At 66.2% G+C, this 26806-nt stretch carries 23 protein-coding genes; 9 read left to right on the top strand and 14 right to left on the bottom strand.

All coding sequences use genetic code 11. The annotated features are described in order from the left end of the window. Positions 1–48: 48 nt before the first annotated feature. The 11 genes from EP7_RS06865 to EP7_RS06815 form a co-directional block, all read right to left on the bottom strand. Positions 49–648: a NuoI/complex I 23 kDa subunit family protein gene (locus EP7_RS06865; protein ID WP_463527032.1), complete on the bottom strand. Its 600-nt coding sequence runs from the start codon at positions 646–648 to the stop codon at positions 49–51. A 59-nt stretch (positions 649–707) separates the two neighbouring features. Beyond that, a complete protein-coding gene (nuoH, locus tag EP7_RS06860) occupies positions 708–1763 on the bottom strand; it encodes an NADH-quinone oxidoreductase subunit NuoH (RefSeq protein WP_463527029.1) in 1056 nt (351 codons plus the stop codon). A gap of 79 nt (positions 1764–1842) precedes the next feature. After that, positions 1843–3615, bottom strand: coding sequence for an NADH-quinone oxidoreductase subunit G (locus EP7_RS06855; RefSeq protein WP_463527027.1), 1773 nt, complete (start codon positions 3613–3615; stop codon positions 1843–1845). Between the two features lie 76 nt (positions 3616–3691). Continuing rightward, the gene (gene nuoF / locus EP7_RS06850; protein ID WP_463527025.1) at positions 3692–5089 is read right to left on the bottom strand and encodes an NADH-quinone oxidoreductase subunit NuoF; all 1398 of its coding nucleotides are present in this window, start codon (positions 5087–5089) and stop codon (positions 3692–3694) included. Positions 5090–5262: 173 nt separating this feature from the next. Further along, entirely contained in the window at positions 5263–5760 is a 498-nt protein-coding gene (locus EP7_RS06845) for an NADH-quinone oxidoreductase subunit NuoE family protein (RefSeq protein ID WP_463527023.1), read from the bottom strand. A gap of 74 nt (positions 5761–5834) precedes the next feature. Beyond that, positions 5835–7055, bottom strand: a complete 1221-nt coding sequence (gene nuoD, locus EP7_RS06840; protein ID WP_463527021.1) for an NADH dehydrogenase (quinone) subunit D — start codon at positions 7053–7055, stop codon at positions 5835–5837. Positions 7056–7137: 82 nt separating this feature from the next. Further along, positions 7138–7674 (bottom strand): NADH-quinone oxidoreductase subunit C, encoded by a 537-nt coding sequence (locus EP7_RS06835; protein ID WP_463527019.1) that lies wholly within the window; start codon positions 7672–7674, stop codon positions 7138–7140. 70 nt (positions 7675–7744) lie between these two features. Further along, the gene (locus EP7_RS06830; protein ID WP_463527017.1) at positions 7745–8434 is read right to left on the bottom strand and encodes an NADH-quinone oxidoreductase subunit B; all 690 of its coding nucleotides are present in this window, start codon (positions 8432–8434) and stop codon (positions 7745–7747) included. Continuing rightward, complete coding sequence (locus tag EP7_RS06825; RefSeq protein WP_463527015.1) at positions 8425–8859, bottom strand: NADH-quinone oxidoreductase subunit A; 435 nt, start codon at positions 8857–8859, stop codon at positions 8425–8427. Before EP7_RS06825 ends, EP7_RS06830 begins: the two co-directional genes overlap by 10 nt. 216 nt (positions 8860–9075) lie before the next feature. Further along, positions 9076–9969, bottom strand: coding sequence for a hypothetical protein (locus EP7_RS06820; protein WP_463527013.1), 894 nt, complete (start codon positions 9967–9969; stop codon positions 9076–9078). A gap of 112 nt (positions 9970–10081) precedes the next feature. Then, positions 10082–10849: a hypothetical protein gene (locus EP7_RS06815; RefSeq protein WP_463527011.1), complete on the bottom strand. Its 768-nt coding sequence runs from the start codon at positions 10847–10849 to the stop codon at positions 10082–10084. Positions 10850–10981: 132 nt separating this feature from the next. On the opposite strand from EP7_RS06815, the gene EP7_RS06810 reads away from it, so the two are divergent. After that, positions 10982–12340 carry a hypothetical protein gene (locus EP7_RS06810; RefSeq protein WP_463527009.1) on the top strand — a complete coding sequence of 453 codons (1359 nt, stop codon included), beginning with the start codon at positions 10982–10984 and terminating at the stop codon, positions 12338–12340. Between the two features lie 16 nt (positions 12341–12356). Here the strand turns inward: EP7_RS06810 and proB are convergent, their stop codons facing one another. Continuing rightward, a complete protein-coding gene (proB, locus tag EP7_RS06805) occupies positions 12357–13496 on the bottom strand; it encodes a glutamate 5-kinase (protein ID WP_463527007.1) in 1140 nt (379 codons plus the stop codon). 291 nt (positions 13497–13787) lie between these two features. Here proB and EP7_RS06800 point away from each other — a divergent pair, with 291 nt between their 5' ends. After that, positions 13788–15377, top strand: a complete 1590-nt coding sequence (locus EP7_RS06800) for an amidophosphoribosyltransferase (RefSeq protein ID WP_463527005.1) — start codon at positions 13788–13790, stop codon at positions 15375–15377. 16 nt (positions 15378–15393) lie between these two features. Here the strand turns inward: EP7_RS06800 and trmB are convergent, their stop codons facing one another. Both trmB and EP7_RS06790 read right to left on the bottom strand, forming a co-directional pair. After that, the gene (gene trmB, locus EP7_RS06795; RefSeq protein ID WP_463527003.1) at positions 15394–16023 is read right to left on the bottom strand and encodes a tRNA (guanosine(46)-N7)-methyltransferase TrmB; all 630 of its coding nucleotides are present in this window, start codon (positions 16021–16023) and stop codon (positions 15394–15396) included. Between the two features lie 49 nt (positions 16024–16072). Next, positions 16073–16573 carry a 3-hydroxyacyl-ACP dehydratase FabZ family protein gene (locus EP7_RS06790; RefSeq protein WP_463527001.1) on the bottom strand — a complete coding sequence of 167 codons (501 nt, stop codon included), beginning with the start codon at positions 16571–16573 and terminating at the stop codon, positions 16073–16075. A gap of 475 nt (positions 16574–17048) precedes the next feature. On the opposite strand from EP7_RS06790, the gene EP7_RS06785 reads away from it, so the two are divergent. The 7 genes from EP7_RS06785 (at position 17049) to EP7_RS06755 (ending at position 26771) form a co-directional block, all read left to right on the top strand. Next, entirely contained in the window at positions 17049–18914 is a 1866-nt protein-coding gene (locus tag EP7_RS06785; RefSeq protein WP_463526999.1) for a thiamine pyrophosphate-binding protein, read from the top strand. A gap of 152 nt (positions 18915–19066) precedes the next feature. Continuing rightward, complete coding sequence (locus tag EP7_RS06780; RefSeq protein WP_463526997.1) at positions 19067–19936, top strand: ABC transporter permease; 870 nt, start codon at positions 19067–19069, stop codon at positions 19934–19936. After that, on the top strand, positions 19890–20708 hold the full coding sequence (locus tag EP7_RS06775) for an ABC transporter ATP-binding protein (protein WP_463526995.1): 819 nt from the start codon (positions 19890–19892) through the stop codon (positions 20706–20708). The genes EP7_RS06780 and EP7_RS06775 overlap by 47 nt, the downstream gene beginning before the upstream one ends. A gap of 141 nt (positions 20709–20849) precedes the next feature. Then, the gene (locus EP7_RS06770; RefSeq protein WP_463526993.1) at positions 20850–22748 is read left to right on the top strand and encodes an esterase/lipase family protein; all 1899 of its coding nucleotides are present in this window, start codon (positions 20850–20852) and stop codon (positions 22746–22748) included. Positions 22749–22832: 84 nt separating this feature from the next. Next, positions 22833–24191 carry an MmgE/PrpD family protein gene (locus EP7_RS06765; protein ID WP_463526991.1) on the top strand — a complete coding sequence of 453 codons (1359 nt, stop codon included), beginning with the start codon at positions 22833–22835 and terminating at the stop codon, positions 24189–24191. Between the two features lie 137 nt (positions 24192–24328). Then, positions 24329–25447: an FkbM family methyltransferase gene (locus tag EP7_RS06760; RefSeq protein ID WP_463526989.1), complete on the top strand. Its 1119-nt coding sequence runs from the start codon at positions 24329–24331 to the stop codon at positions 25445–25447. Between the two features lie 154 nt (positions 25448–25601). Beyond that, the gene (locus EP7_RS06755) at positions 25602–26771 is read left to right on the top strand and encodes a glycosyltransferase family 4 protein (protein WP_463526987.1); all 1170 of its coding nucleotides are present in this window, start codon (positions 25602–25604) and stop codon (positions 26769–26771) included. Positions 26772–26806: the final 35 nt, after the last annotated feature.

Below are 26806 nucleotides of genomic sequence, written 5' to 3'. Positions count from 1 at the left end.
CGGGGCGGTCGCTTCGGCGTTCGGTGGTTGGAGATGCCAGTCAGGCCGTCAGGCCTTGGGGCCGGGGAGGCCCGATGGCTCGACCTCGGTCGGGCGCGGGCCGGCCTTGGGGGGCGGCGTGGTGTACCGCATCGGCTCGGCGTCGCGGGTCAGGTCGAAGACGGAGAGGAGCTTGGTCTTGTCGAAGATCATCTGTTCGCGAGACAGGCCGGTCAAGTCATACAGGCCGGTCAGCTCGATCGCCTCGACCGGGCAGGCTTCCTCGCACATCCCGCAATAGATGCAGCGAAGCTCGTCGATGACGAAGCTCTCGCAGTACTTCTCGCGGTCGGACCAGGATTCCGGGGCGGTGGCGCCGACGATGTCGATGCAGTGCGCCGGGCAGGCCGTGGCGCAGAGCATGCAGGCCACGCACTTGACCCGCCCCTGCTCGTCCTTGTTCAGCCGGTGCACGCCGCGATAGTTGGCCGACGGGACGTGCTGGTCCTCGGGGTACGAGACCGTGATGGCCCCCTTGCCCAGCGAGGCCGACAGGATGTGCTTGCCGGTGACGAGCAGGCCGCCGACGATCTGCGGGAGGTAGAACTTCTCGTGAAGCTTCAGGGTCGGCGGGATCATCCGCTTCAGGCTAGGGTCATCGGGTCGCACGGCCGTCTCCAGCTCCGTTTGCGGAACGCTCGGGTTCGTTTCGTTAGGACGGCTCGGGCTCAGGCCCAGGAGCGGACGATCTGCACGACGATGGCCGTCAGAACCAAGTTGGCGATGGACAGAGGGATCATCCGTTTCCAGGCCAGCTCCATCAGGGTGTCGTACCGGAACCTGGGAAGGGTCCAGCGGATCCACATGATGAAGATGATCACCAGTGCCACTTTGAACACCAGGACGCCTGCCTTGATCAGTGCAAAGACGAGGCCGGTCTGGTCCTGGGTCAAGACGTAGGGAATATCCCAGCCGCCGAAGAACAGGATGACGATCAGGTAGCTGACCGTGATGACGTGCAGATATTCGCCCAGAAAGAACATGCCGAACTTCATGGCCGAGTATTCGGTGTGGAACCCGCCGACGAGCTCCTGCTCCGACTCGGGAAGGTCGAACGGCAGGCGGTTGGTCTCGGCGAACGAGCTGATCAGGAACAGGAGGAACCCCAGCGGCTGGGCGACGATGCCCCAGACGTGGCGGTCCTGCCAGTTGACGATCGTGTTCAGGTCGAGCGAGCCGGCGATCATGACCATGCCCAGGATCGACATCCCCAGCGGGATCTCGTAGCTGATGAGCTGCGCGCTCGAGCGCAACCCGCCCAGGAATGAGTACTTGGAGTTGGACGCCCAGCCGGCCAGGATCACGCCGTACACGCCCAGGCTGCCGACGGCGAGGATATACAGGATGCCGATGTCCACGCCCGGGGCGATCTGGAACTGGCCCAGGACGTCGAAGAACCCGGGGTCGGCGGGCATCGGGGTGACGGGGCCGAAGGGGACGACCGCGAAGCCGACCATGGCCGCCACGATCGAGATGAGCGGGGCCAGGATGAACAGCGGCTTGGCGACGTAGCCAGGGACCACGTCTTCCTTGAGGATCATCTTGGCGCCGTCGGCCAGCGGCTGGAGCAGGCCGAACGGGCCCGCGCGGTTGGGCCCGATGCGGTCCTGCGCCCAGGCGGCGATCTTACGCTCGACGAGGATCAGGTAGGCCACCGCCCCTTGGGTGATGCCGACGACCACGCCGATCTTGAACAGGATTGCCACCAGGGCCCAGAACGACATGGGAGACTCACCTCTGAGGACGGTTCGCGAGGGACCGGGCAAGGCCGACGCCCGTCGGGGCGCCGGCCGGGCCGACGTGTCAGCGGGTGGCGCCCGCGCCGGAGCGGGTGCCGATCTGGGCCCTGGTCTTGGACCAGGCGTCGATGAACGGGGTCGGCGCGTCGCCATTGGTCGGCAAAGGCGCGGGTGCGTCACCTAGCAAGGCGCCGTAGGTCGGCAGCTTGCCGCCCGCGGCGACGCCGAACGCCGGGATCTTGGCGGCCAGCTCGGCGAGAACCGCCGACGATTCCACCGGCCCGCCGGAGCGGCCGCCGAGGATCGCCAGGATGTCCAGGTCGGGCAGGCTGCCGTCGCGGGGCGGTAGGGCCGCTTCGGCATACTGCAACCGGCCGTCGGCATTAACGTAACTGCCGGCCTTCTCGGCAAATGTGGCCGAGGCCAGCACCACGTCCGCCAGTTGTGCCAGCGGCGTGACGAGAGTGTCCTGGACGACGAGGTAGCTGACGCCTGATCGCAAGGATCGGGCGGCCTCTTCATCGGCCCAGAGGTCGGGCGAGCCCGAGGTGTAGTACAGGGCCTTGAACTCGCCGGCGGCGATCCGCCCCGTCAGGGCGTTGAAGTCGATCACCTCGCCCTGGAAGTGGGCGAGCACGGCCTCAACACCCTTGCGGTTCGGGCACTTCTCGGCGTGGATCGTGAACGGCTTCGGGTCCAGGAAGCTGGTGTCGCCGTTACGCCCCTTGACCTTGTCGGGCGTGAACGTCTGGTCTTCGCCCACCACCGGGACTGCTCCGAGGGCGAGCACGGCGTCGGGGCTGAGGCCCTTGATGTAACCGGCGAGCAGGTAGGCTTCTTCGACCGTCAGGAACGGCGAGATCACGGCGGCGATCTTTCCGCCTTCGCTGGCGACCTTGGTCAGTTCCTGGCCGGCCGACTTGAGCGCCTGGTCGGTCAGGACCGGGCCCAGCTCGTTGCCGATCCGGGCGTACATGGCCGTGAGCAGGCTGGGGTCGTTGGCCGACTTGTAGCTGTATCGGCCCTCGTCGCAGATCCAGTAGTCGTTGACCAGCGGATTGTTGCGAGGCTTGAACCGCCAGATCTCGCCGCGATTCTCCTCGGAGCTGATGTTGCAGCCGGTGGAGCAGCGGGTGCAAACGCCGTCGTGCTTGGACAGGAACCAGACGCGCTGCTTGTGGAGGAAGTCCTTGTCGAGCAGGGCCCCGACCGGGCAGAGGTCGACCACATTGCCGGCCAGGGCATTGGCGACGGGGTGGCCGGGGAAGATGTCGATCTCGGCGTGACTGCCGCGGCTGATGACCTGCAGCTCGCCGGTATGGGTGATCTCGCGGGTGAAGCGGACGCAGCGGGTGCACATGATGCACCGGTCCGCGTTCAGCTGGATGGTCTCGGCGACCTCCTTGCGGGGGTTGACCACCCGTTCCTCGACGAACCGGTGGACGGCCTGGCCGTTGGAGTAGCTGTAGTCTTGCAGGCCGCACTCGCCGGCCTGGTCGCAGACGGGGCAGTCGAGCGGGTGATTCAGGAGCAGCAGCTCCATGATCATCCGCTGATGCTCGACGACCTTGGGGCTGTCGGTGACAAGGACGGTCCCGTCCTTGGCCGGCGTCTGGCAGCCGGGGACGAGCTTCGGGACCATCCGGATCTCGCCGGTCTTCGGGTCCTTCGAGCCGACCTCGATCTCGCACATCCGGCAGTTGGCCACGACGGAGAGGGAGGGGTGCCAGCAGTAGTAGGGGATCTCGACCCCGATGCGCTGGGCGGCCTGGATGGCGTTGAGCTTCTCCCCCTCGGGGAGGGGGTATTCCTGGCCGTTGATGAGGATCGTCGCCATCGGGCGTGTTCCCTGTCTCGCGTCGGGTCGTTGGTCGGGTGTTCGGCGGCCTTGCGTTCGTGCCTGTCCAGGCGGGTCAGCGGCTCTCGGGCGATCGGAGGATCGACCCTGGGGCGCTGATCACCGGCAGGTAGTTGGCGACCGCCGCGTCGCCCGGTGTGCCGTTGGAGATGGCCTGCTGCAGCGGGGTCACGGCGTAGTCGGGCGACTGATGGTCTCGGATGAACTCTTCGAGCTCGGGCCTGAACTTGGCCAGGGCATTCTTGAGCGGCCAGGCGGCGCCGTCGGCCAGCCCGCAGATGGTGGTGCCGGGCATGATGCCCATGTTGGCCGAGAGGTGGCCGAGCGTGTCGAGGTCTTCGATCCGCCCGCCGCCGTTGCGAATTCGCTTGATCGCCTTGTAGATCCAGGCGGTCCCCTCGCGGCAGGGGGTGCACTGGCCGCAGCTCTCGTGGGCGAAGAAGCGGGCGGTGTTGTACAGGTAATCGATGATCCGCGTCTGGTCGTCCATGACGGTGACCGCGGCGGTCCCCAGCCCGAGGCAGCCGGTTGAGCGGAGGGCCTCGAAGTCGAGCGGGACATCCAGCTCGGCGGCCGACAACAGGCCCATGCTGATCCCGCCCGGGACGGCGGCCTTGGCCTTGCGGCCCTTCCAGACGCCGCCGGCGTGATCCTCGATGAGCTGATTGGTGGTGGCGCCCAGCGGCAGCTCGACGCAGACCTGCTTGTTCACATGGCCCGAGATGCAATACAGCTTGGGGCCATAGCTCTTGGGCGTGCCGATCGACTTGAACCAGTCGGCCCCGCGCTCGACGATGTGGGGGACGCAGCAGAGGGTCTCAACATTGTTGACGACCGTCGGCTTGCGGAAGGCTCCCTCGATGGCCGGGAACGGCGGCTTGATCCGGGGCCAGCCCCGCTTGCCTTCCAGGCTCTCGATCAGGCCGGTCTCCTCGCCGCAGATGTAGGCGCCGGCACCCCGGTGGACCCAGATCTCCAGGTTGTAGCCCGAGCCCAGGATGTTGTTGCCCAGCAGTCCGGCGTCGCGGGCCTCTTTGATGGCCTGCTCGAGGATGCGGTAGGCGTGGATGTACTCGAACCGGACGTAGAGGTAGGCGGCGGTCGCCTTGGTGGCGAAGCAGGAGATGAGGATCCCCTCGATGAGCTGATGGGGGTCAGCCTCCATGAGGATCCGGTTGTTGAACGTCGCCGGCTCGCTCTCGTCGGCGTTGATGCACATGAGGGTCTCCTGCCGGTCTTTCGGCAGGAACGACCACTTCAGGCCGCAGGGGAAGCCCGCGCCGCCGCGGCCCCGCAGCTCGCTCGCTTTGACGAGGTTGACGACGTCGTCGGGCGACATCGACGAGAGGACCTTGCGCGCCGACTGGTAGCCGCCGCGGGACTCGTAGACGCCCAGCGTGTGGCTATCGGGGACGTCCCAGTTTCGGGAGAGGACCGGTTCGAATGCGGCCAAAGGGTCAATCTCCTGCCTGGCGGCGGGCGGTCGCGCGGGGCGTTCGGTCGCGTGCCTGGGCCGTCTCGTCTCGTGCGGGGTCGTGTGTGCGGGCTGCAATTGAGTCGGGCGGGAAAAAGGGGACAGGCACCTTCACTTCGCTGCGGAGCCGGTCCCCATTTTCCCTTGTCGGGCTAGCGGCCGAGGTCTTCGAGCATGGCGTCGACCTGGGCCTCGGTCTCGAGCGGGCCGTAGATCTTGCCGGTGTCGCAGAGGGCGGCCGGGGCGAAGTCGCAGATGCCGAGGCATTCGGCGAACTCGACGCTCAGCTTGCCGTCGGCGGTGGTCTCGGCGTTGTGGATTCCCAGCTTCTTGCAGACGACTTCGAGGGTCTCGTCGCCACCGCGGAGCATGCACGAGATCGACCGGCAGACCCAGAGGCGCTTCTCGCCGATGGGGGCCTGCGGGAAGAACCCGTAGAAGCTCATTGTGTCGTGCACTTCGGCCGGCGCCAGTTCGAGGATCTCGGCGATCTCGGCCATGGCCTGGAACGGGACGCAGCGGAAGTGCTCGTGGACGATGTGCAGCGCGGGGAGCGTGACGGCCCGCTTGCTCGGGTAGCGCGGGATGAAGGCGCGGATCTTGTCGCGGATCGCCTCGCTGAGCATCGGGCTTGTCACTTCGGCGGGCATCGAGTGAGGTCCTGGGGAAGTCGGTCGGTTCGGCCGTTCGAAGGAATGTCAGGTCGTCGCTGCGTCGGGTCGACCTAGCGGTCGAGCTCGGCGGCGATGATGTTCAGGCTGCCGAGCACGGCCACGATGTCGGCCAGCAGGTGATCCTTGATGATGTGCGGGAAGACCTGGAAGTGGATGTAAGAGGGGGGCCTGGTCCGGGTCCGCCAGGCGGTCTTGCTGCCGTCGGTGACGAGATAATAGCCGAGCTCGCCGTTGGGCGACTCGATGGCCGCGTAGATCTCGTCCTTGGGCGACTCCAGGCCCCGGTTGGGCATGATCAGCTCGAAGTGCTGGATCAGGCCTTCCATGCTGTTGTAGGAGGTCCCCTTGTCGGGCAGCGGGAACTTCTCGGCGATCGGCACGTTGTACGGGCCGGAGGGGAGGTTCTCGATGGCCTGCTTGACGATCGAGATGCTCTGGACCATCTCCTCCATGCGCACCTGGAACCGGGCGTAGCAGTCGCCCTCGGTGGCATAGGGGACGATGAAGTCGAAGTCGTTGTAGGCCAGGTACGGCTCGTCCTTGCGGAGGTCGTACGTCACGCCGCTGGCGCGGGCGATGGGGCCGCTGGCGGAGAAGTTGATCGCGTCTTCGCGGCTGAGCGTGCCGACGCCCCTCATCCGGTCCAGGAAGATCTTGTTGCGGAAGAGCAGCTTCTCCATGTCCGACAGGACGCGGGGCATGGCGTCGAGGAACTTGCGGATCCGGCCGATCACCTTGTCGTTGAAGTCGTACATCAGGCCGCCGACCCGGGTGTAGCCGGGGTGGAACCTGTAGCCCGACATCTCCTCGTAGACGTCGTAGATCAGCTCACGCTGATTGAACGCGAAGAGGAAGGCGGTGAACGCCCCCAGGTCGAGCGCCGCGGCGCCCGTACACAGAAGGTGGTCGCTGATGCGGGCCAGCTCGCCGATGATGACCCGGATGTACTGGCAACGCTTGGTCAGCTCGATGTCGAGGAGCTTCTCCACGGCGTTGTGCCAGGCCACCTCGTTCATCGGCGGGCTGATGTAGTTCTTGCGGTCGACGACCGTGACGTACTGGTTGAAGTTGAGGTGCTCGCCGAGCTTCTCGAACCCGGAGTGCAGGTAGCCGATGTGCGGCGTGGCGCGGACGATGCGCTCGCCATCCAGGTCGAGGACCAGGCGCAGCGTCGTGTGAGTGGCCGGGTGCTGCGGGCCGAAGTTCAAGGTCCAGAGGTAGGGCTTGGACTCTGCTTCGAGCTCGGGATCGTCGAGCAAGTTCGCCGGCATTGTGGGTCGCACCTGGGGACGAGACGGGGCGGTCGGGCGTCGATGTTCGGTTGAGGGGGGCCGGCGGGGAGTCCGGCCCTGGTCACGAGTTCTCGCGCGTCAGCCTGGGGAAGTTGTGCCGCTCGCCTCGGCCACGCAGGGGGTAATCCTTGCGGAGCGGGAAGGCGGTGAACTCGTCGGGCATCAGGATTCGTCTGAGGTCGGGGTGACCATCGAACGTGATCCCGTACATGTCGTAGACCTCGCGTTCCATCCAGTCGGCACCCCGCCAGAGCGGGTAGACCGAAGGAATCGACGGGGCCGGGTCGTCGACCCCAACCTTGATGATGAGCTGCTCGGTGGTGTCGAGGTTCTTGACGACGTAGTGGACCTCGAACCGGCTGCGGGTGTGGCCCGGGTAGCCTAGATAATCGACCCCGCCGAGCTCGACGAGCATCGAGAACCCGCACTCGTCCTTGAGGGTGGTCAGCAGCGGGATGAGCCGCTCCTTGGGGACGAAAAGGCGGACGTTGCCGCGGGATCGCGAGGTGGAGAAGACGCCGTCGCCGAACACCTTCGAGAGGGTCGCGAAGGTCGAGGCATGGCGGTCGTCGGTCTCAGTCTCGGTCGAGGCGCTCATCCGTCTGGCTGCTCCCGTGTGTCTGTCGGTTCGGGCCGGCCCGCGTCGGGCGTCGGGGCGATTCGGGTCGTTACTTCGTCTCGTCGCGGCCGACCGGGGCCTCGCCGCCGGGCGCCCTGGTGCCGAATCGCTCCTCGTCGCCACGCTCGGGCGTGAGGGCGAAGCCGATGGGGAGGGTCCGCTTCTCGACGAGCATCTTCTCGCGTTCGAGCAGCTCGGGCAGGCCGCTGTTACCGGCGAGCGTGCCACCACTCTGGACCTTGGCTTGCAGGTCCATGACGGCCCTGAGGATCTGCTCGGGCCTGGGGGGGCAGCCGGGGATGTAGACATCCACGGGGATGAATCGGTCGACGCCCTGCACCACGGCGTAAGTGTCGAAGATCCCGCCGGTCGAGGCGCAGGCGCCCATGCTGATCGACCACTTGGGCTCGGGCATCTGCAGCCAGATGCGCTGGAGCACCGGCAGCATCTTCATGCTGACGCGGCCGGCGACGATGAGCAGGTCGCACTGCCTGGGGCTGAACCGCATGACCTCGGCGCCGAACCGGGCGATGTCGAACCGGCTGGCGCCGACGGCCATCAGCTCGATCCCGCAGCAGGCGGTGGCGAATGGCATGGGCCAGAGGCTGTTCTTGCGGCACCAGTTCACGACCGCGTCGAGCGACGTGAGGATGATGTTCTCGGGAATTTCGGCGTCGGCCGAGGACCCGAGAGCCACGGCGGTGCTGCCCGCTTTGGCCGGGGCAATGTTCAACGCCATTCGAAGACTCCCTTGCGCCAGGCGTAGGCGAAGGCCGCCACCAGGACGACGATGAAGACCATGATCTCGCCGAAGACCAGGCCGCGGAACTCGGGGGGGATGCCCACGCCGGCCACGGCCGATGCCGCGGCGCCGCCCTCATTCGCGATCTGGGCGGCCGTCTTGAAGCTCCACTGGGCCACGGCCCAGGGATAGAGGAACAGGAGTTCCACGTCGAAGAGCAGGAAGACGATGGCGACGAGGTAGTAGCGGACGTCGAACCGCTGCTTGGCGTCGCCGATCGGGTCCATGCCCGACTCGTACGGCATCTGCTTGACGGCCGTCTTCTTCTTGGGCCCGATCAGGGCACTCGAGACGAGCATCCCCACCCCGGTCATCAAGGCGACGAGGATGAAGACGAAGATCGGCGTGAACTCGGTGCCCATGACCCCTCAACGGTTCGCGCCAACTTTGTGAACTGTTTCACAAAGTCGAGGAAAAAAAAGGAGAGGCACGCCAGACGAACGTCGGCTCACTTCAGACACGACTCATCTTACTCAGGAGCTTCGAAACCTCAAGGGGGGAGCGAGTTCTCTCCCGACGTAAGCCCGATTGGCTCTTGATCCTACCGATGTGAAGGTGGGCCATGCCCGCCCGGCCGATCAGGGGATCGGAGGGGGGGGAGGGATGGCGGGCGATGTCTCGCGCGACATCCGCTCGCTTCGCTCCAAGATTTGCTCGGGGGTCGGCTCGGCGGTGGCCGGCGGCTTGACGGCGGCGGTTCCGGCCTGTGTCCGGCGGGCGGCCTTGGTGCGGTCCTGCGTCGCGGGGCGGCGAGACGCCTCGGGCGTCGGGGCGGCGATCAAGGGGGGCGCGACGGGTGGACGGCGCGTCTTGGGGCGTGCGGCCGAGGGGGCGGTGCGTGAGGTCCGGCGGGCGGGGTCGGTGTTGCGTTCGACGCGGAGGCCCGGGGCGTCGCGATCCCTCGCCTCACCTAGGTCGGCCTGGTTTGAGAAGGTGCCGCTGCGCCCTTCGTTTCCGCTGCGGAACGACTTCAACTCGTCTCGCTCGATGACTTTGAGGAGCTCGGCACGTTTCCTGGGGTCTTTCTCCTGGGACGCGTCTTGCCGCCGCTGCGCGAGCTGTTCGCGGTCCCTCTGGAACTGGCGATCGCCCCCTTGGTTCGGAGAGACGGACCGGCCGTAGGCCTTGTCGTGCTGGCGAAAGGCCCGGTAGTAGGGGACGCCGACGTACGAGCCGGGGGTGCCCGACGTGCCGCCCGTGCCGCGGTCGAAGATGTTCTCTTCGTCGCGGAACAGTTCGCTCTCGCGGGCGCGTTCGCTGAACGCCCCGTTGAGGTAGTCGCTATAGATCCGCGCCTGGCCGGGGAGGGCGAGGTTCGAAGGGATCGAGGGATAGACGAACGACTGGTATTGGTTGTTGTAAGGTTTGTAGGGGTCAGCCGTGTGATCCTGGCCCAGGGCGACGCCGGAGGTCGCGGCCAGGCCGGCGGCCGAGAAGAGCGTGCCGAAGATTCGCAGTACGGGACGCGACATCGAACGCCTCCAATGGGGCGGGTCAGGTCGGGCGAGGCGGGGGCGACGACACCCTTGCACTCGGCGAGGGACACGCCCAGATCCATCCGCCGCCGTCGGACTCAATGATAACTCACGCCCGCGGGGTGCCGCGAATATCTTCCGCTGCGGGTTCGGTGCCCTCGGCGGCACGAACGCCAAACTCGGGGCTGACCCGGCCAGTCTCGCGGCGTCGTTCCAGGGCCCTGCCCTCGTGGGCAAATTCCGAGATCATGCTCAGCTCGCCGTACCTCCCCGTCCCGTCGACCCGATAGGAGAGCCATGGGGGGGCCAGTGCGACCTCTCCCAGTGCGAGGATTCTCGAAGGCTCGCCCTGGATCTCGATCCGGAGCTCGCCGCCGAGGCCGACCAGGATGTGGCATGCCTCACGGGCTTCGATCGAGATCGTTTCGCCGCCGACGGCGTCCAGGATTGCGTATCCTAGCCGGTGCAGCAGCCCGGACGTTTCCAGGAGCGTATGGCGGGGCTGATCCGGGGAGCGTGCGGGTGCGGCGAGGTGCTCGAAGGTCCAGACCTGGATGAACCGCTCGCGGAAGTGGAACGGCTGGGGGCCGTCGTGGCGCACGGTGATCGCGTCGATCGAGGGGAGGACGTCGACGCCGACGGACCTGGGCAGCACGATCAGGTCGCCCCGGCGGACTTCGACCTCGCGGCGATCGGTGACGAACGTCGCGGCCTCCGAGAGGCAGACGGCGTGCAGCGTCCCGTCGGGCTCGTAAAGTCGAGGGCATCCGCGGAGGACGTCCAGGTCGAGCGCGGGCTCCCACGCGGAAAGGGCCGCCTTCAAGGCCTCGAACCCTTCGAGGGGTGACCGCGAGGGCTGTTGGATCGGCGCGGGCATCGACCTGTCTCCGAGATCCATGCGATTCAAGGGCCCGGGTCCATGACGGCGAGTCGGGCTTCGACTATGATACCCGGTGCGTCGCGGGCCCACGATCGAGGGAATCTGACGGCCGACCGACGGAGTACGCCGATGGTGACGACGTTCCTGATGGCGGCGGTCCTGGGTCTGCTCAGCCCGGCCGACTCGGACCCCGATGCGCTCGTGGCCAGGCTGGGGTCTGCCCGGTTCCGCGACCGCGAGGACGCCGCCGCGGCCATCGAGCGGCTGGGGAAGTCGGCGCTGACCGCATTGCGGCTCGCACGCGACGACCCTGACGCGGAGATCCGCTCGCGGGTGTTGGCCCTTTACGAGAAGATCGAGAGCGCCCAGCTTACCCAGGCGACGGAAATCCGCCTCGACGGCAAGCAGCCGACGATCGAGGCGATCCTGAAGGACTGGAATGAGCGCGAGGGCCTGAACATCCACGTCTCGGCGGGGTCGGACCCGACCTGGGCCAGGCGACCATTGCGGATCGAGTCGGCGGAGCCCCTCACCTTCTGGAAGGCCCTGGATCGGGTCTGCGAGGCGGGTAAGGCGAAGTCGACGGCCAACTTCCAGCCGGCTGCGGGGCGTCGGGAACCTTCGATGATCGTCCTGGACGGCGACGGCAGCTTCCGGCCCCCGGGGCTGGTGTCGGACCAGGGGCCGTTCCGGGTCATGCTGACGGGCCTGACGTTCCGGCGTGATGTCTCGTTCGGCCATGCGGGCGGCTCGATGACCCCGCCGGGCGGCCTGCGGTTGCAGGATGTCGGCGGGGTGGCCGGGGTGACGATCCGAGAGCAGTGCCAGGCGACGCTGCAAGTGATCGCCGAGCCGCGGATGTCGATGCTCCAGGCCGGCGCCGCGAAGCTGATCGAGGCGACCGACGATAAGGGACAGTCGTGGAAGCCGGGCGACGTGAAGCTGCCGGTGATGCAAATGCCCAACGTCTTCGGCACCACCCTGACCCCTATGATCCAGCTCCAGATCCCGATGACCCGGCCGAAGTCGCCGGGGGTTCGGATGAAAAAGCTCCGAGGATCGGTGCCGGTGATGCTCTCGACGAGGAAGCCGGATGCGCTCGAGGTCTCGCTGGTGGGGGCGATGGGCAGAAGCGTGCGCGGGGAGGATGCGACCGTGGTGCTGCACGAAGTGAAGGTCCACCCCGAAATGTCCACGACCACGATCGAGGTGACCCTGACGCGCACGATATCCGGAGCCAACGAGCCCGGACAGGACGTCAGGATGGACGTGCAGAATCCCCAGCAGCTCGAGGTGCTCGACGACAAGGGCGACGTGCTGGCCTGGTTCCCTTCGGGCATGCAGGGCGACGGCGACGGGACCCGGATCACGTTGACTGTGCCGTCGCGAGGGACGAACCAGGCCACGCCCTCTCGGCTCCGCTACTACGGAATGATCCGCAGCTCGGCCGAGATCCCGTTCGAGTTCGACGGCTTGAAGCTCCCCTGATCGGGGGGACCTTGGCTCAGTGGAAGATGACGAGGTTGTCCTTGTGGATGACCTCGTCGTAGCCTGCGGCGCCCAGGGCTTTGCGGGCCTGCTTGGTGTGCAGCCCGCGCACAGCCATGGCGTCGGCGGTGGCGAAGTTGGTCAGGCCACGGGCGAACTCGTGGCCCTCGACGTCGAGGATCGACACGACGTCGCCCTTCTCGAACTCACCGACCACATCGACGACGCCGATCGCGAGCAGGCTGTTCGTGCCCGTCTCCAGGGCTTTGCGCGCGCCTGGATCGACGACGATGTGCCCGCGGGGCCGCACGGTCAGGCCGATCCAGCGCTTTCGAGCGGCCTCGGTGCGTCCCTGCGCCAGAAAGAGCGTCCCGGCTGGCTCTCCGTTAAGGATGCGCGTGAGGGGCTTGTCTTTCTTGCCCGACGCGATGATGACGGAGCCCCCCGCCCTGGTGACGAGCCGGGCCGACTGGAGCTTGCTACGCATCCCGCCCGTGCCGAGCGCACTTGTGCTGGTGCCGGCGAACCCGAGGGTCATGTCGTCGAGATTCATGATGAGCGGGATCACGTCGCCGATGCCGCCGGAGCCGGGGTCGACCTTGCAGAGGCCATCGACCACGCTGAGGATGACGAGCAAGGGGGCCTGGATCAGGTTGGTGACCATGGCGGCGAGCCGGTCATTGTCGCCAAATTTGATCTCGTCGACGCTGATCGTGTCGTTCTCATTAATGACGGGGATGGCGCCGAACTCGAAGAGGGCCGTCAGCGTGTTCCTCATGTTGAGGTAGCGCGGGCGGTTGTCGAAATCTTCGTGGGTCAGCAGCAGCTGTGCGGCCTGTCGACCGTGCCGGCGGAAATTCTCATCGTAGGCGCGGATGAGGTCGGCCTGACCGACGGCGGCGGCGGCCTGGAGTTGGGGAAGGTTATCAGGCCGCTTGCGCAGCCCGAGGCGCCCCATGCCGGCACCGACGGCGCCCGAGCTGACGAGCGCGACCTTGCGGCCGGTGGCGGTGACGGCACAGATCTCGTCGGAGAGCTGGGCGATGCGCGCGGGGTCGAGTCGCCCGTCGGTGCCGGTCAGGACGCTGGTCCCGACCTTCACGACCCATGTGTGAGACGAATATGCGACATCGTGGCGGACCAGGTCCCTGGTCATCGTATGGATCTCTCCGGGGCGGTGCCGATCCGTCGGTGTCGCCCGTGTGTCCGGAAAAAGCCTCGGGATCTCGGCCAATTGCCGGGCCCCCTAAAGGCTTCTACCAGGCTGGTTTGTCGATCCGGTCGCTCGTCGACCGCGGTCGTGAAGGTTGTCGGTAGGTCAGGCCGACATTATAATCGTAGTCTCGCGGTGGCCTAGTGGAACTGGGATGTCGTCGTCGACGTCCCGCCTGGTTTCGATGACTCGGCGCCCTCGCCCGGGTCCATGTCCTATGGGGCCGGACCCGATATGGGCGATGAACTGAACCACGAATGCGGTGTCGCAGCCGTTTACCACGCCGGAGGACGCCCCGCGTCCCCCCTCGTGCCGATCGTCGGCGACATCCATAGCGCCTCGCGATTGATCCCACGAATGCTGCTCGACATGCAAAACCGGGGCCAGCTGGCCGCGGGCATGACGAGTTACCATGTGGGCCGCGATGCCTTGCTCAAGACGTACAAGGAACTCGGCACCGTGGCCGAGGCCTTCTGCCTCAATCGCAAGGCCCAGTTCGAAGAGATCATGAGTGGCCTGGAAGGGCACGCAGCGATCGGACACGTCCGTTACGCAACCTGCGGCGGGGACGATCGGAGTCTGGCGCAACCCTTCGAACGCGAGCACGGGCGCAAGGCCCGCTGGTTCGCGTTCGCCTTCAATGGCCAGCTTTCCAACTATCACGAGCTGAAACAGGAATTGCTCGACGCGGGCGACTACCACCTCAAGCGAGACACCGACACCGAGATCATCCAGCACACGCTCAGCCACGAGATCCAGTCCGAGGGGATGGACATCGACTGGCGGGCGGTCTTCTCCAGGCTCGCGAAGCGGTTCGACGGCGCCTACAACATCGTCCTGCTCTCGGCCGTCGGCGACCTGGTCGTGGCCCGCGATCCGATGGGGTTCCGGCCGCTCTGCATCGCCGAGGATGGCCCGCTCTTCGCCGCCGCCAGCGAGAGTGTCCCGCTCGCCAACCTGGGGTTCCGGGGCATCCGCTCGCTCGAGCCTGGGACGCTGGCCATCGCCAATCGCGATGGCGTCCGGATCGAGCGGTTCGCTGAGTCTCCCAAGAAGGCCCACTGCTTCTTCGAGTGGATCTACTTCGCCAACGTCGCCAGCACGATGGACGACCGCTCGGTCTACCTGAGTCGGGCCGCGCTTGGCAAGGAACTGGCCGCCCTAGAAGACGTGCCGCTCGACGCTGACACGATCGTCGTGCCCGTTCCAGACACGGCCAAGGCCGCGGCCGACTCGCTGGCCTACTCGCTCGGCCTGCCCTCGGTCGAGGGCCTGATGCGTAACCGCTATGTCGGCCGGACCTTCATCGAAGGGACCGCCGACCGCGCCGCCAAGGCACGCCTGAAATACACCCCGCTGCCCGAGGTGCTCGCGGGCAAGCGAGTCTTGCTCGTCGAGGACAGCATCGTCCGGTCGACGACGATGCGGGCCCTGGTCCACGAGATCCGCGACCGCGGCGGCGCCCGCGAGATCCACCTACGGATCGCCTGCCCGCCGATCCTCGCGCCGTGTTACTACGGCATCGACATGTCGAGGCGGGACGAGCTGTTCGCGCCCAAGTACGCCGACATGCCCGACGGTAGCGTCTCGGAAGAGGCGCAACAGGCCATGGCCAAGGAACTTGGCGCAGATAGCCTGCGGTATTTGCCAGTCTCGGCGATTGCCCGATCGATCGGCCTCGCCCCCGACCGCCTCTGCCGTGCGTGCGTCACGGGGACGTATCCGACGGAGATCGGCCAGAGGCTGTACGAGATCGACTCGCTCGAGTCGTACCACACCAATGGCGCCGGCGGCTCCCGGGCCTACGAACGTCTGACGACCTGACCTTCAATGGTCGGGCTCATCCCTCGAATCGATAGAGGGCCCGGTGAATGGGCCGGCCCTCGATGCGGTACTTGCGTTCGAAGTTGGTCAGGTAGTCCAGCTCGTGCTCGGGCGTGTTGGGCTCGGGCCTGGGCAGCTCGGTGAACCGAGGGTGGGCGTCCATCAACTCGCGGATGACGCCGTAGTATTCCTCGACGTCGGTGGCGACGTGCAGGTGCCCCAAGGGCATCAGCAGCCGCTCTGTGTCGACGACGAACCCCTCGCAGAAGACCCTGCGCTTCTTGTGGCGGGCCTTCCACCAAGGGTCGGGGAAGTAGATGTGGACGGCGTGGAGACTCTGCGGCCTGACGTGCAGGGCCATGAACTGGCGAGCATCGCCGGCCAGCAATTTGGCATTGTCGAGCTTGGCCTTGGCCAGCCGGACGGCCGCCTCATAGGCGTACTTCTTGGCAATCTCGACCCCGAAGAAGTTATGACCTGGGCGGCTGGTCCCGGCGTTCGCCAGGAAGAGCCCTTTCCCCGATCCAACCTCGAGTTCGACGGGGTTCTCATTGCCGAAGAGGGAGGCCCAATCCATGTGGCCCGAGAGTGCCGGCGGTTCAAGGATGGTCCGCGACGTGTCGACTGAGCTTTTGGGCAAAGGCATCGTCCGACCCGGTCGCTGGTCGCCTGGCATCTGAGATGGGGGGTTCACTCTAGGATTGATCCGCAGGAGCGGGCGTGAGAAGCACGCCGATGATCTGGCCGTGGTAGACCATGTTCGTGCCGACGAACCCCTGGGTCTCGAAGATGGTCCGGCGTCTGTTGAGCCGGAGAGCCTTGGCGATGATCACCAGGCGGTCGCCGGGCCTGACCTGGCCACGGAACCGGACGTCTTCCATCCCACCGAAGCCAACGAAGCCATCTTCAACCAGCTTGATGTGGTCGCAGTAGTAGCTGCAAATCTGGGCGGCGGCCTCGCACATCAGCACACCCGGCATCAATGGGTAGTCGGGCATGTGGCCGCGGACCCAGAACTCGTCCGGCGAGACGTCCTTGTAGCCGATGATGAGCTTCTGCTCGTCATCGATGCGGACGATCGCGGTGAGCTGCTCCATCTCGAAGCGCTGGGTGTTGGCCTTGCGGAGTCCATCCAGGTCGACCAGGACACGCGAGGTGTCGATCGTCTCGGGGTCGACCAGGGCGGCAGGGGGCATTCCGAATCATCCTTCCCGGCGGCGGGGCGAGTCGAAAAAGGGTCGACGCTACGCCTCGGCCCGGCTCGTTCGGGCCTACACGCTGCGTACAACATTGTCGTCAATTCGCCCCTTATCATGACCTGCCGCCCCGAAATGGACAAGGGTTTGGACCCGAAAGCCTCGTAAATCCAGTTGACCGACGACGATCGGTCGGCGGGAGGTGCTCTCTGGAGCCCCTGACCCGACCGAGGAAATACGATCGACTCGACCCACCCGTGGCCGGATGAACGGGATCAATTCCGCCGACGGGGGCTCGTCCTCGACTCGCCCTGGCCGCACAACCGCCGCAATCGCTGCGATACGAGCGAAAGGCGGGGAGAGTCGATCAATACCCGATTCATCCGGGACAGTCGACGACGCCTCGAGGACGATAGGAAGCCGGATGGATTCGTCGGTCGCCGGTCGACCGGGGCAAACTAGGGAGGGGATGCCCGTGGAAGCTCTGCCGCTGAATCGACGCGAGATGCTGGGAGTGATTGGCACGGCCGGGGCCGTGGCCGCGGTCGCGTCCTCGACGACGCCGGCGCAGGCCGATCATGTCCACGCGGCCGTCCAGAACGGTTGCGTCCGCGGTAAGATGAACGGGGCCCAGGCTTCGGTTGCGGCGCTCTGCTGCGAGCGCGTGCGTTGCGTCTTCGGCGTCCCGGGTGCCCAGACGAACGAGTTCTGGGACGCGATGAAGACCTATGGCCTGCCCTATCTGCTCGTGACCAATGAGGCTTCGTCGAGCGTGATGGCCGACTCCGCGGCCCGCGTGACCGGCGAGGTCGGCGTTTTCAGCGTCGTGCCCGGCCCCGGCCTGACCAACGCGATGACGGGCATCGGCGAAGCCCTGCTCGACAGCGTGCCGATCGTGGCGCTGGTCACCGATGTCGACCGTCGACCGGGTGCGCCGGTCGGCCAGGTCCATTCGCTGAGCAACACCGCCCTGCTCCGGCCGATCACCAAGGGTGTGTTCGAGGTCCACCACGTCTCCGAGATCCCGGGAGCCATCTCTCAGGCATTCCGCCTGGCCAGGGCCGGCGAGCCGGGCCCGACGGCGGTCGTGATCCCCTACCCATTCCTCACACAGTCGTGGGACTTCGACTTCGCCCCGCCCCCCCCCGCCCCGCTCTGCTTCGACGAAGCCGCCTACCGCGGCGCCCTGGCGATGCTCGGCGACAAGCGACGTCGGGTCGGGATCTATGCCGGCCAGGGTTGCGTGAACGCCGGGACCAGGTTGGATGCGGTTGCGGAGCTTCTCCAGGCCCCCGTGGCGACCTCGGTCAGCGGCAAGGGGGTCATCGCCGACCATCATCGGCTGGCCGTGGGATGGGGTTACGGCAAGCAGGGTACGCCGGCGGCCGAGGCGGCCTTCAAGGATGTTGATCTGGTCCTGGCGGTCGGCGTGCGGTTCAGCGAGGTCTCGACGGCCAACTACTCGCTGCCGATCAAGCCGCTCATCCACGTGGACGCCAACCCGCACAACCTGAACCGGAACTTCCCGGCGAACGTCGCGGTGAACGCCGATGCCCCCCTGTTCCTGGACCGGCTGCTGGCCGATGGGGCCTCGGTTGCCAGGCCCGCTTGCCCGCCGCTCTGGCAGAAGATCAAAGCGGCGCGGACGGTCGACCGCTGCAACTACCGCCAGCCGCAGATCGACCCGTGCGTCGACCCGATGTATCTGCTTTCGAGCCTGCGTGATGCGCTCGGGCCCGACGAGCTATTCTTCGTCGACGTGACGGCCTCGACGCACTGGGCCAGCGAGGCGATCGAGCTTCCCGGCCCCCGCCGTTACTTCGCGCCCGCCAACAACCAGAGCATGGGCTGGGCAATCCCCGCGTCGATCGCGGCGCAGCGGGTCAGCCCCGGCAGCCGGGTCGTCTGCGTGACGGGCGACGGCTGTTTCTTGATGTCGGGCATGGAGATGTCGACCGCCGCGCGGGCCGGTCTGCCGGTCAAGTTCTTCGTGCTGGAAGACGGCGCATACCACTACATGCAGATGCTCCAGGAGCCGGTCTATCGCAGGACGACGGCCACCGAGCTGGCTCACATCGACTACGCCGCCTTCGCCGCGGCGATGGGCCTGGCCTACAACCCGATCTTCTCCAATGCCGAGGTCGGCCCCGGAATCGGTCGGGCGCTTGCCACACCCGCCCCTGTGTTGACTCACGTGAAGATCAGCTACGACGGTCGAGAGATCCGCTGGCTGTCCGCGTTGAAGGGCTCGTACCTCAAGAAGCTTTCGACCGACCAGAAGGTCAGGATGGCTGGCCGGGTCGCGGTGCGTTCGCTTGATCGTCACCCCGAGAGCGACTGAGCCCGAAAACCATCGTTGGGCGGGGTGGCCGAAGCCCCCCGCGTTTGGTCTTCCGCCCACGGCGGACCTGGCATAGGATGCCGCCGTTGGCCGGGTCATGACGACCCGCCCGCGAATGGAATCGCGGCGAATATCAGGGACGAGCCCGAACGATGAACAGCCGCACGGCCGCCACCGTTCCGCATACCGAGTTTTTCCCTTCGCCGCCGGCGTCGAAGGGACACCTGCGCTGGCTCGTGACGATCGCCAAGGATCGCCGTGAGCTGACCCGGTTCTGGCCGGTCGTGCAGAACATGGTGTCGCAGGACCTGAAGATCCGCTATCAGCGGTCGGTGCTGGGGTTCTTCTGGACCCTGCTCAACCCGATCCTGATGATGACGACGCTGACGCTGGTCTTCGGCCAGATGATGTCGGAAAAGTCGATGTGGAGCTACGCGATCTATCTCTTCTCGGGGATGGTCCCGTGGATGTTCCTGTCGGCAAGCCTGTCCGAGTGCTCGTTGTGCATCATCGTCAATGAATCCTTGATCCGCAAAATCTACCTTCCCAAACTGATTTTCCCGCTGACGCGTGTGCTGATCAGCCTGACGACATTCGTGCTGTCGATGGTCGCCCTGTTCCTGATGCTGAAGCCGATGGGGGCGCAGTTTCACCTGCCGATGCTGATGCTTCCCTTGGTGGTCCTGCTCTGGGCGGCCTTCACGCTGGGATTGGGATTGATCGTCGCGACGATGAACACGTTCTACCGCGACTGCGGCCACCTGGTGAGCGTGGTGCTGCAGGCGTGGTACTTCGCCACGCCGATCATTTATGACGAGCGGACGATGGGTGCGGGGCAGGCCTGGAAATTCTGGATCAACCCCGCGTTCCCGTTCATCCGCCTGTTTCAAGGGATCATCTCGGACGGACAGTGGCCGCAGGGGTCGCTGCTGCTGATTGCCGCCGCCATCGCGACGGGGAGCCTGGGGATCGGCTATGCCGCATTCAAGTGCAACGAAGACAAGATGGTCTTCCGACTCTGAGCACGCCCGGGCGTCGAAGTCGGCCGAGTCCGTCGTCGAGCTCCGGGACGTCTCGCTGAAATTCGTCAGCTACCACGACAAGCAATATTCGCTGAAGCGAGCGGCGCTCGACCTGATCCTGCGCCGCGACACGCCCGAGGCGATCTCCGGATTCTGGGCGCTCAGCAACGTCAATCTGCGGATTGGCCGCGGCGAGCGCGTGGGCATCATCGGCCATAACGGGGCCGGCAAGAGCACGCTGCTGAGGCTGATGGCGCGGATCTATCCGCCGACCAGCGGCCAGCTCAACGTGAGCGGGTCGGTGGCCCCGCTGATCGAGATGGGCGCGGGGTTCAACCCCGAGCTGTCGGGCACGGAGAACATCCTGCTCAACGGCGCGATGCTGGGTTACTCGCGCAAGATCATGGAGCAGAAGGTCGCCGGGATCATCGAGTTCACGGGCCTGGAGGAGTTCGCAAACCTGCCGTTGAAGTATTATTCAACCGGCATGTACATGCGTCTCGCCTTCGCGATTGCCACGGAGATCGACCCGGACATCCTCCTGATCGACGAGTCTCTGGGCACTGGCGACGCGACCTTCGCGCAGAAGGCCAAGGACCGGATCGCCGGGCTGCTCGACCGATCGAACGTCGTCGTCATCGTCTCGCACGACCTGGACACGCTCAAGCGTCTCTGCGTCCGCGGGATCTGCATGGAGAAGGGCCGGGTGATGGCCGACGGGCCTATCGCCGAGGTCATCGACTACTACAAGAGCCATCTGCCTGGTGCCTAAGACGGGCAAGCTCGGCTGAGGTCGCAGTAGAAGAGAGCCGATCGGTCCGGGACGGGCCGGTCGTGACAGGTGTCCGAAGGCGACGAGTCCGGCGCGCGACCCCTCTCCGCGTCGGGCCCGGGTCGATGGAGTGACCCGCCCATGTCCCTGGCTTCCCTCGCCCTGACGCTGTCCCTGATCGGCTGGGCCGACACCATCACGGTGACCCCCAGCAAGGGGGACCGGGTCCACGCCTCGTGGCAGCGGACGATCGCCGCGATGGACCGCCCCGGCGAACGCACGGTCGAGACCCTCAAGCGGTTCGACCTCGAGGGGATGTACAAAACCAGCCCCGACGGCGCGATCTCGCGCCTGGAGCGGCGTGCACGCTTGCAGACCGACCCCGACCTTGTCTTCGCGCTTGCGGAGCTGTCGTGGGTCGAAGGACGCAAGCTCGACCGCAAGCGCAAGCCGGGGGCCCTGGATCGCTACCTCGACACGGTCGCGTATGCTTACGACTTCCTGTTCGATCCCGACATGGCCGACGGGCGTTCTCCGTCGGACCCGCGGTATCGGATGGCCTGCGACTTCTACAATGCGGGGCTCGATCGCCTGATCCGCGCCGCCAAGTCGAGCGGCAAGATCTCGCCGAATGAAGACGTGAAGCTGAAGGTGAACGGCAAGGAGCAGACCATCAAGGTCGTCCTGGAGACCTCCCCCTGGACGAAGGCCGACCTCAACGAACTGCTGCTCGCCAGCGACTTCGAGGTCGAGGGGCTACCGTCCAAGGCGTTCCTCTACGGCGTGGGCGTCCCTTTGATCGGCGTCCGTAAGTCGGACCCCGCGGCGCGTGAGCACGAGCAATTCTACCCGCCCGAGATGGCCTTCCCACTGACGGCCATCATCCAGCCCAACTCACGCCTGAAGGACACCGACGAGTCGGAGGTTGAGCAGCTGCGGGAGTGCACCCTCAAGCTGGTCGACCCCCTGGTCTACCGGACCTTCGGCATCGAGTCGTCCAAGCTCGTCGTCGAGAGCGACCTGACCACGCCGCTGGCGTACATGTGGTCGCGAACCGACCTGGCCAAGTTCCGCTGGACCGGGCTGCTGAAGCCGGGCGAGGCGTTGGGACGGACCGGCCTGATGCTGCTGCGTCCCTACGAGACCGGCAAGATCCCGGTGGTGATGGTGCACGGCCTGGCGTCGAGCCCGCTGGCCTGGATTCCGATGATCAACGAGTTGCTGCGCGATCCGCGCGTCAATGAACGGTTCCAGTTCATGCTCTACGTCTATCCGACCGGCCTGCCCATGCCGATTGCGATGGCCAGCCTCCGCGAGGCGCTCCAGGGCGCCGAGGTCACGTTCAACCGAGGTGGCACCGACGCGGCGTTCGGCAAGATGGTGCTGCTGGGGCACAGCATGGGGGGTCTGCTCAGCCATTCCATGGTGGTCGATAGCGGCGACCTCTTCTGGCGACTGAACACCGACCGAGCGTTCGACGACATCTTCGGGCCGCCGGAAGTACGGGCCGAACTGAAGCGATATCTCTTCTTCAAGCCCCTGCCGTTCGTGCGCCGGGTCGTCTTCCTGGCGACGCCGCATCGGGGCTCGGATATCGCCGCGGGGATGGTCGGGCGGCTCAGCACGAGCCTTATCTCAGACCCCGACCACATCTCGACACTGCTCGCCAGGCTGAGCAAGGACAACCCCGACGCGTTCGAGCGCAAGAATTTCCAGCGGATGCCGACGAGCATCGAGACCCTCTCGCCGCACGCCGAGGTCCTGCCGGCTCTGCTGAAGATGAAGCCGGGGCCGAAAGTGACGTTCCACTCGATCATCGGCTCGAATCGCCCGAGGCCCAAGGACGTCACCACCGACGGCGTCGTCCCCTACACCAGCGCCCACATCGACGGCGTCGAGTCAGAGCTGGTGGTCCGGTCCGATCACGGCGTTCAGAAGGACCCGATCGCGATCGGCGAAGTGCACCGGATCTTGCTGGAGCACATCGGCCTCACGCCGAACCGGCAGAGCGCCGCCGCGAAAATCCCCCAGCGTGATTGACTCCGGCCCCGCCATCGTCCCCAATGGAAGCGGCCCGGCCGTTTCGATTCCGGGCACGACGCAGGCCCCGGGAAGATCACGACGATGGCCAATGACCTAGCCGATCGGCTCGTCGACTTCGCGTTGTCGACCCGCTTCGAAGAACTGCCGGACGAGGTGATCGTCGAGGCCCGTCGCCGGCTCCAGGACACATTCGCGTGCGCCGCGGGGGCGATGGCCGAGCCCGCCCCCGGGATCGCCAGGGCCGCCGCGCTGGCCGTCGCGGGCTCGCCGGGAACCTCCTTGATCGGCGGCGGCCGGAGCAGCGCCGACTGGGCGGCGTTCGCCAACGGCGTGCACATCCGCTACCTCGACTGCAATGACACCTACCTTTCCCTGGAGCCGGCGCACCCCAGCGACAACTGGGCTGCCATCATGGCCGCCGGAGAGCTTGCGAAGGCGAACGGCAAGGACTGGATCGCCGCCGCGGCCGTGGCCTACGAGGTGCAGTGCCGACTCTGCGACGCCGCCAGTATTCGCGCACGCGGCTGGGACCACGTCACCTACGGTGGCCTCTCTTCGACTCTGGCGGTCTCGCGTCTGTGGAAACTCTCTCACGCCCAGTCGGTGCACGCGCTGGGAATCGCCGGGACGACCGGGACTGCCTTGCGGCTGACGCGGGCCGGCGAGCTCTCGATGTGGAAGGGATGCGCATTCGCTCACGAGTCCCGCAACGCGATCTTCGCCGCGCAGCTTGCCGCGGAAGGGATGACCGGCCCGGCCCCACTGTTCGAGGGCGAGATGGGCTTCTTCGAACAGGTCTCAGGGCCCTTTCATCTCGACAAGCTCGGCGGGCCCTCGGCGGCCGACTGGATGCTGCCGAAGACGTCGATCAAGTTCGTCCCGGCCGAATACCACAGCCAATCGGCCATCGCCGCCGCCTTCAAGCTGCGTGAACGGATCGGCGATCCGTGGCGCGTCAGGTCCATCGAAATCGCCACGTTCAAGGTGGCCGTCGAGATCATCGGCAAGGATCCCGAGAAGTGGCGGCCGCAGACCCGCGAGACGGCCGACCACAGCCTGCCCTATTGCACGGCCGTGGCCCTCGTCGACGGAGAGATCACAGCGAGACAGTTCAACTCCGAGAGACTGAACGACCCCGCCCTACTCGCTCTGATCGCTCGCACGAGCGTCGTCGAAGATCCGGACCTAACTCGCGGCTATCCGGCGGGCATCCCCAACCGGGTCACCGTCAGGCTCGACGACGGGACGACCCTCAGCGAAGAGGTGTCGTTCCCGCCGGGTCACGACAAGAACCCGCTGACAGACGACCAGCTCCGCAGCAAGTTCGACGAGCTGTCCATCCCAGCGATCGGGGTCGACGGCTCAACCCGAGTCTGGGAACGGCTGGGCCGACTGGTTGATGACCCGAATCCGCACGAAACGATCGGGATCTTGCGTTGATCGAGCGGTGGATTCTGCCGGTTGTCAATGGGACTCGGGTTGTGAGATTTGGATCGAAAGGTTAAGACGATGCCGAAATACGCCCGATAGGGCATGTGACGAGCAATTTTCGCTCTCGGACTCGAGGAGAGAGATCCATGGACGGATCGGCGCCCCGGCGGTATCAGGCTCCCCCGGTTGACCCTTCGCGCAGCAAGATTCGCGACGGAGTGCGGTTCAACGACTCGATCACATTTTCGATTGTGACCGATGTCGATGCGCCGGACTGGATCAGCCATCACCTGGACGCGGGCGTCTATCCGCCCACGTACATGCCGCTGTTCCAGCTCCTTGAGACGATCCTGCCGAAGGGTGGGCGGGTCCTCGACCTCGGCGCTCACATCGGCACGTTCGCCCTCGCGACAGCCGCCAACGGCTACGAGGTTTTGGCCGTCGAGGCCTCGCCGACGAACGCCTCGGTCCTGCAGGCGAGCATCGAGCGAAACAACTTCACGAACATGAGGCTGGTCAACGCCGCGGTCAGCGACAAGCTGGGCTCCTTGGAGTTCTGCTCGTACGGCCCCTACGGCCACGTCGCCACCCCGCTGACCAACTTCCCGCGGATCACCGTCCCCGCGCTGCCCATCGACGACCTGCTTGCCGAGCAAGGCTGGGACAAGGTCGACTTCATCAAGATGGACATCGAGGGGTCCGAGGTCGCCGGCCTCGAAGGGCTGAGATCGCTGCTCTCTCGCGCCGACGCCCCGCCCATCCTCGTCGAGTCCAACGGGCATACCCTGGACTTCTACGGCCTGGTGCCCGACTCGCTCAAGGCGAAGCTCGAGTCATTCGGATACAAGAACTACCTGGTGGAAGGCGACCGCCTCTCGCCGGTCAAGGTCGGCGACCTCCAGCCCTCGACGGTGGTCGACTACCTGGCGGTCAAGCAACTGCCCGCGAACCTCGGCCAGTTCCGCGTGACCGAGGCCATGACGCCCGAAGAGATCCTGGTCCGTGTCGTGGCCTCGTGCCACGCACCCAACCCGGATGACCGGTACTACATCGCCCGCGCCTTGCAGACGGCGGATGCCTCGGTCCTCGAGGATCCGCGCGTCAAACAGGGGGTCCAGGCGATGCTGACCGACGGCGACGACCGGGTGAAGTCCGCCGCCGTGCGTATCGACGTCGCCCAGGCGTCGGCCCCGCGTCGCCCCTGGTTCCTGCGTTGGAATCCCCTGCGGGCCAAGGCCGACAAGGCCCATTCCGCCGGCCGTTGATCCGGCATGGGCCCCCCTCGCGGGGGCCCGCTCGCCAGGTTCCGGGTCGACGGCCGACGCCGTCCGCGACCCGGGGCGCCTGGCCCGAACCATCGTGTTCCGATGCGATCCGGGACTCTCCGCTCGAACATGATCCGTGACGGGAGGACGTGCGTTGGCCTTCGCCCAGCCTGAAGGGGTCGCTACCGGCCCTCCAATTTACATCGAGGCCTCGGTCTTCGAGGCCACCCAGGTCACCGGCATTGCCCGCTACACCGCGAGGCTCGCCATGGCCCTGGGCCAGCGATGGCCCGTCCGGTTCTTCATCTTCGCCACCGGCGAGCAGGTGATTCCCGGCCCCGACCTGACCTGGTCGCACGACCAGGACCTGAACGACTGGACGAGGATCGTCCGCGAGGCCCCGCGGCGCCCGCTGGCAACCCCGCCGAAGGATTCCATCGGCCTCTTTTGCGCACACAGGCCCGACTGGAAAATCTTCGATCGCGAGGTCAGCGTCCTCCACGACTTCGCCCCCTTGATCGTGCCGGACACCTGCACCGAGTTGACGCGGATCGCTTTCCGGACCTATTTCGCCGACGCGCTCCCGCTGTCGGACCTGGTGATGGCCGACTCGCACTCGACGAAGGCCGACGCCGCCTGGCTCAGCTCGGTCGAGCCCGAACGCGTCGTCACGGCTTACCCCGGCCCGAGCATGTGCGTGGGCTCGCATCTCCACAAGAAACCGATCAAGCGATCCGAGCGAATCGGCCTGGCGGTCTCCACGCTCGAGCCCCGCAAGAACACACGTTTCTTGCTGAACTGGTTCCGCGAGACCTCGGTCCTCCCTCGCGACGTCGAACTCTGGTGGGTCGGCGGTCTCGGCTGGATGCTCAGCCACGACGAGCTGACGCAGCTTGAACAGATCGCCGGGCGCAAGGTCAAGTTTCTGGGATATGTCTCAGACGCGCAGCTCTGCAAGCTGTATCAGCAGGCGGGCTGGACGATCTATCCGTCTCTGTACGAGGGGTTCGGCTTCCCGGTACTCGACGCCCTGAAGCATGGGACGTCGGTGCTCACCAGCGGGAACAGCTCGCTGAGAGAGTTCACCGGTCCCGGGGTCCACTTCTTCGACCCGTGCGACCCGGCGACGCTCGATCAGGCCTGGCTCGAGTTCAAAGCGGCTGGCCCAGTGGAGATCCCGCAAGGCCCGCTCGACCGGACGTATAACTGGGATCGTTGTGCCCAGGTCTTGCTCGACTTCGCCGCGAACAAGTCGTCGTCGGCCGCGAAGTCGTGCATTCCGGCCCCGCATCACGTGCCGAAGGCGGCCCATCGTCACGCCTGACCGGTCGTACCCCCCGCTTCAACCGTCTGGAGGAT

This window comes from Isosphaeraceae bacterium EP7 (genome assembly GCA_038400315.1).
GTDB lineage: Bacteria > Planctomycetota > Planctomycetia > Isosphaerales > Isosphaeraceae > EP7.
This window is presented reverse-complemented; position numbering and strand designations above follow the sequence as displayed.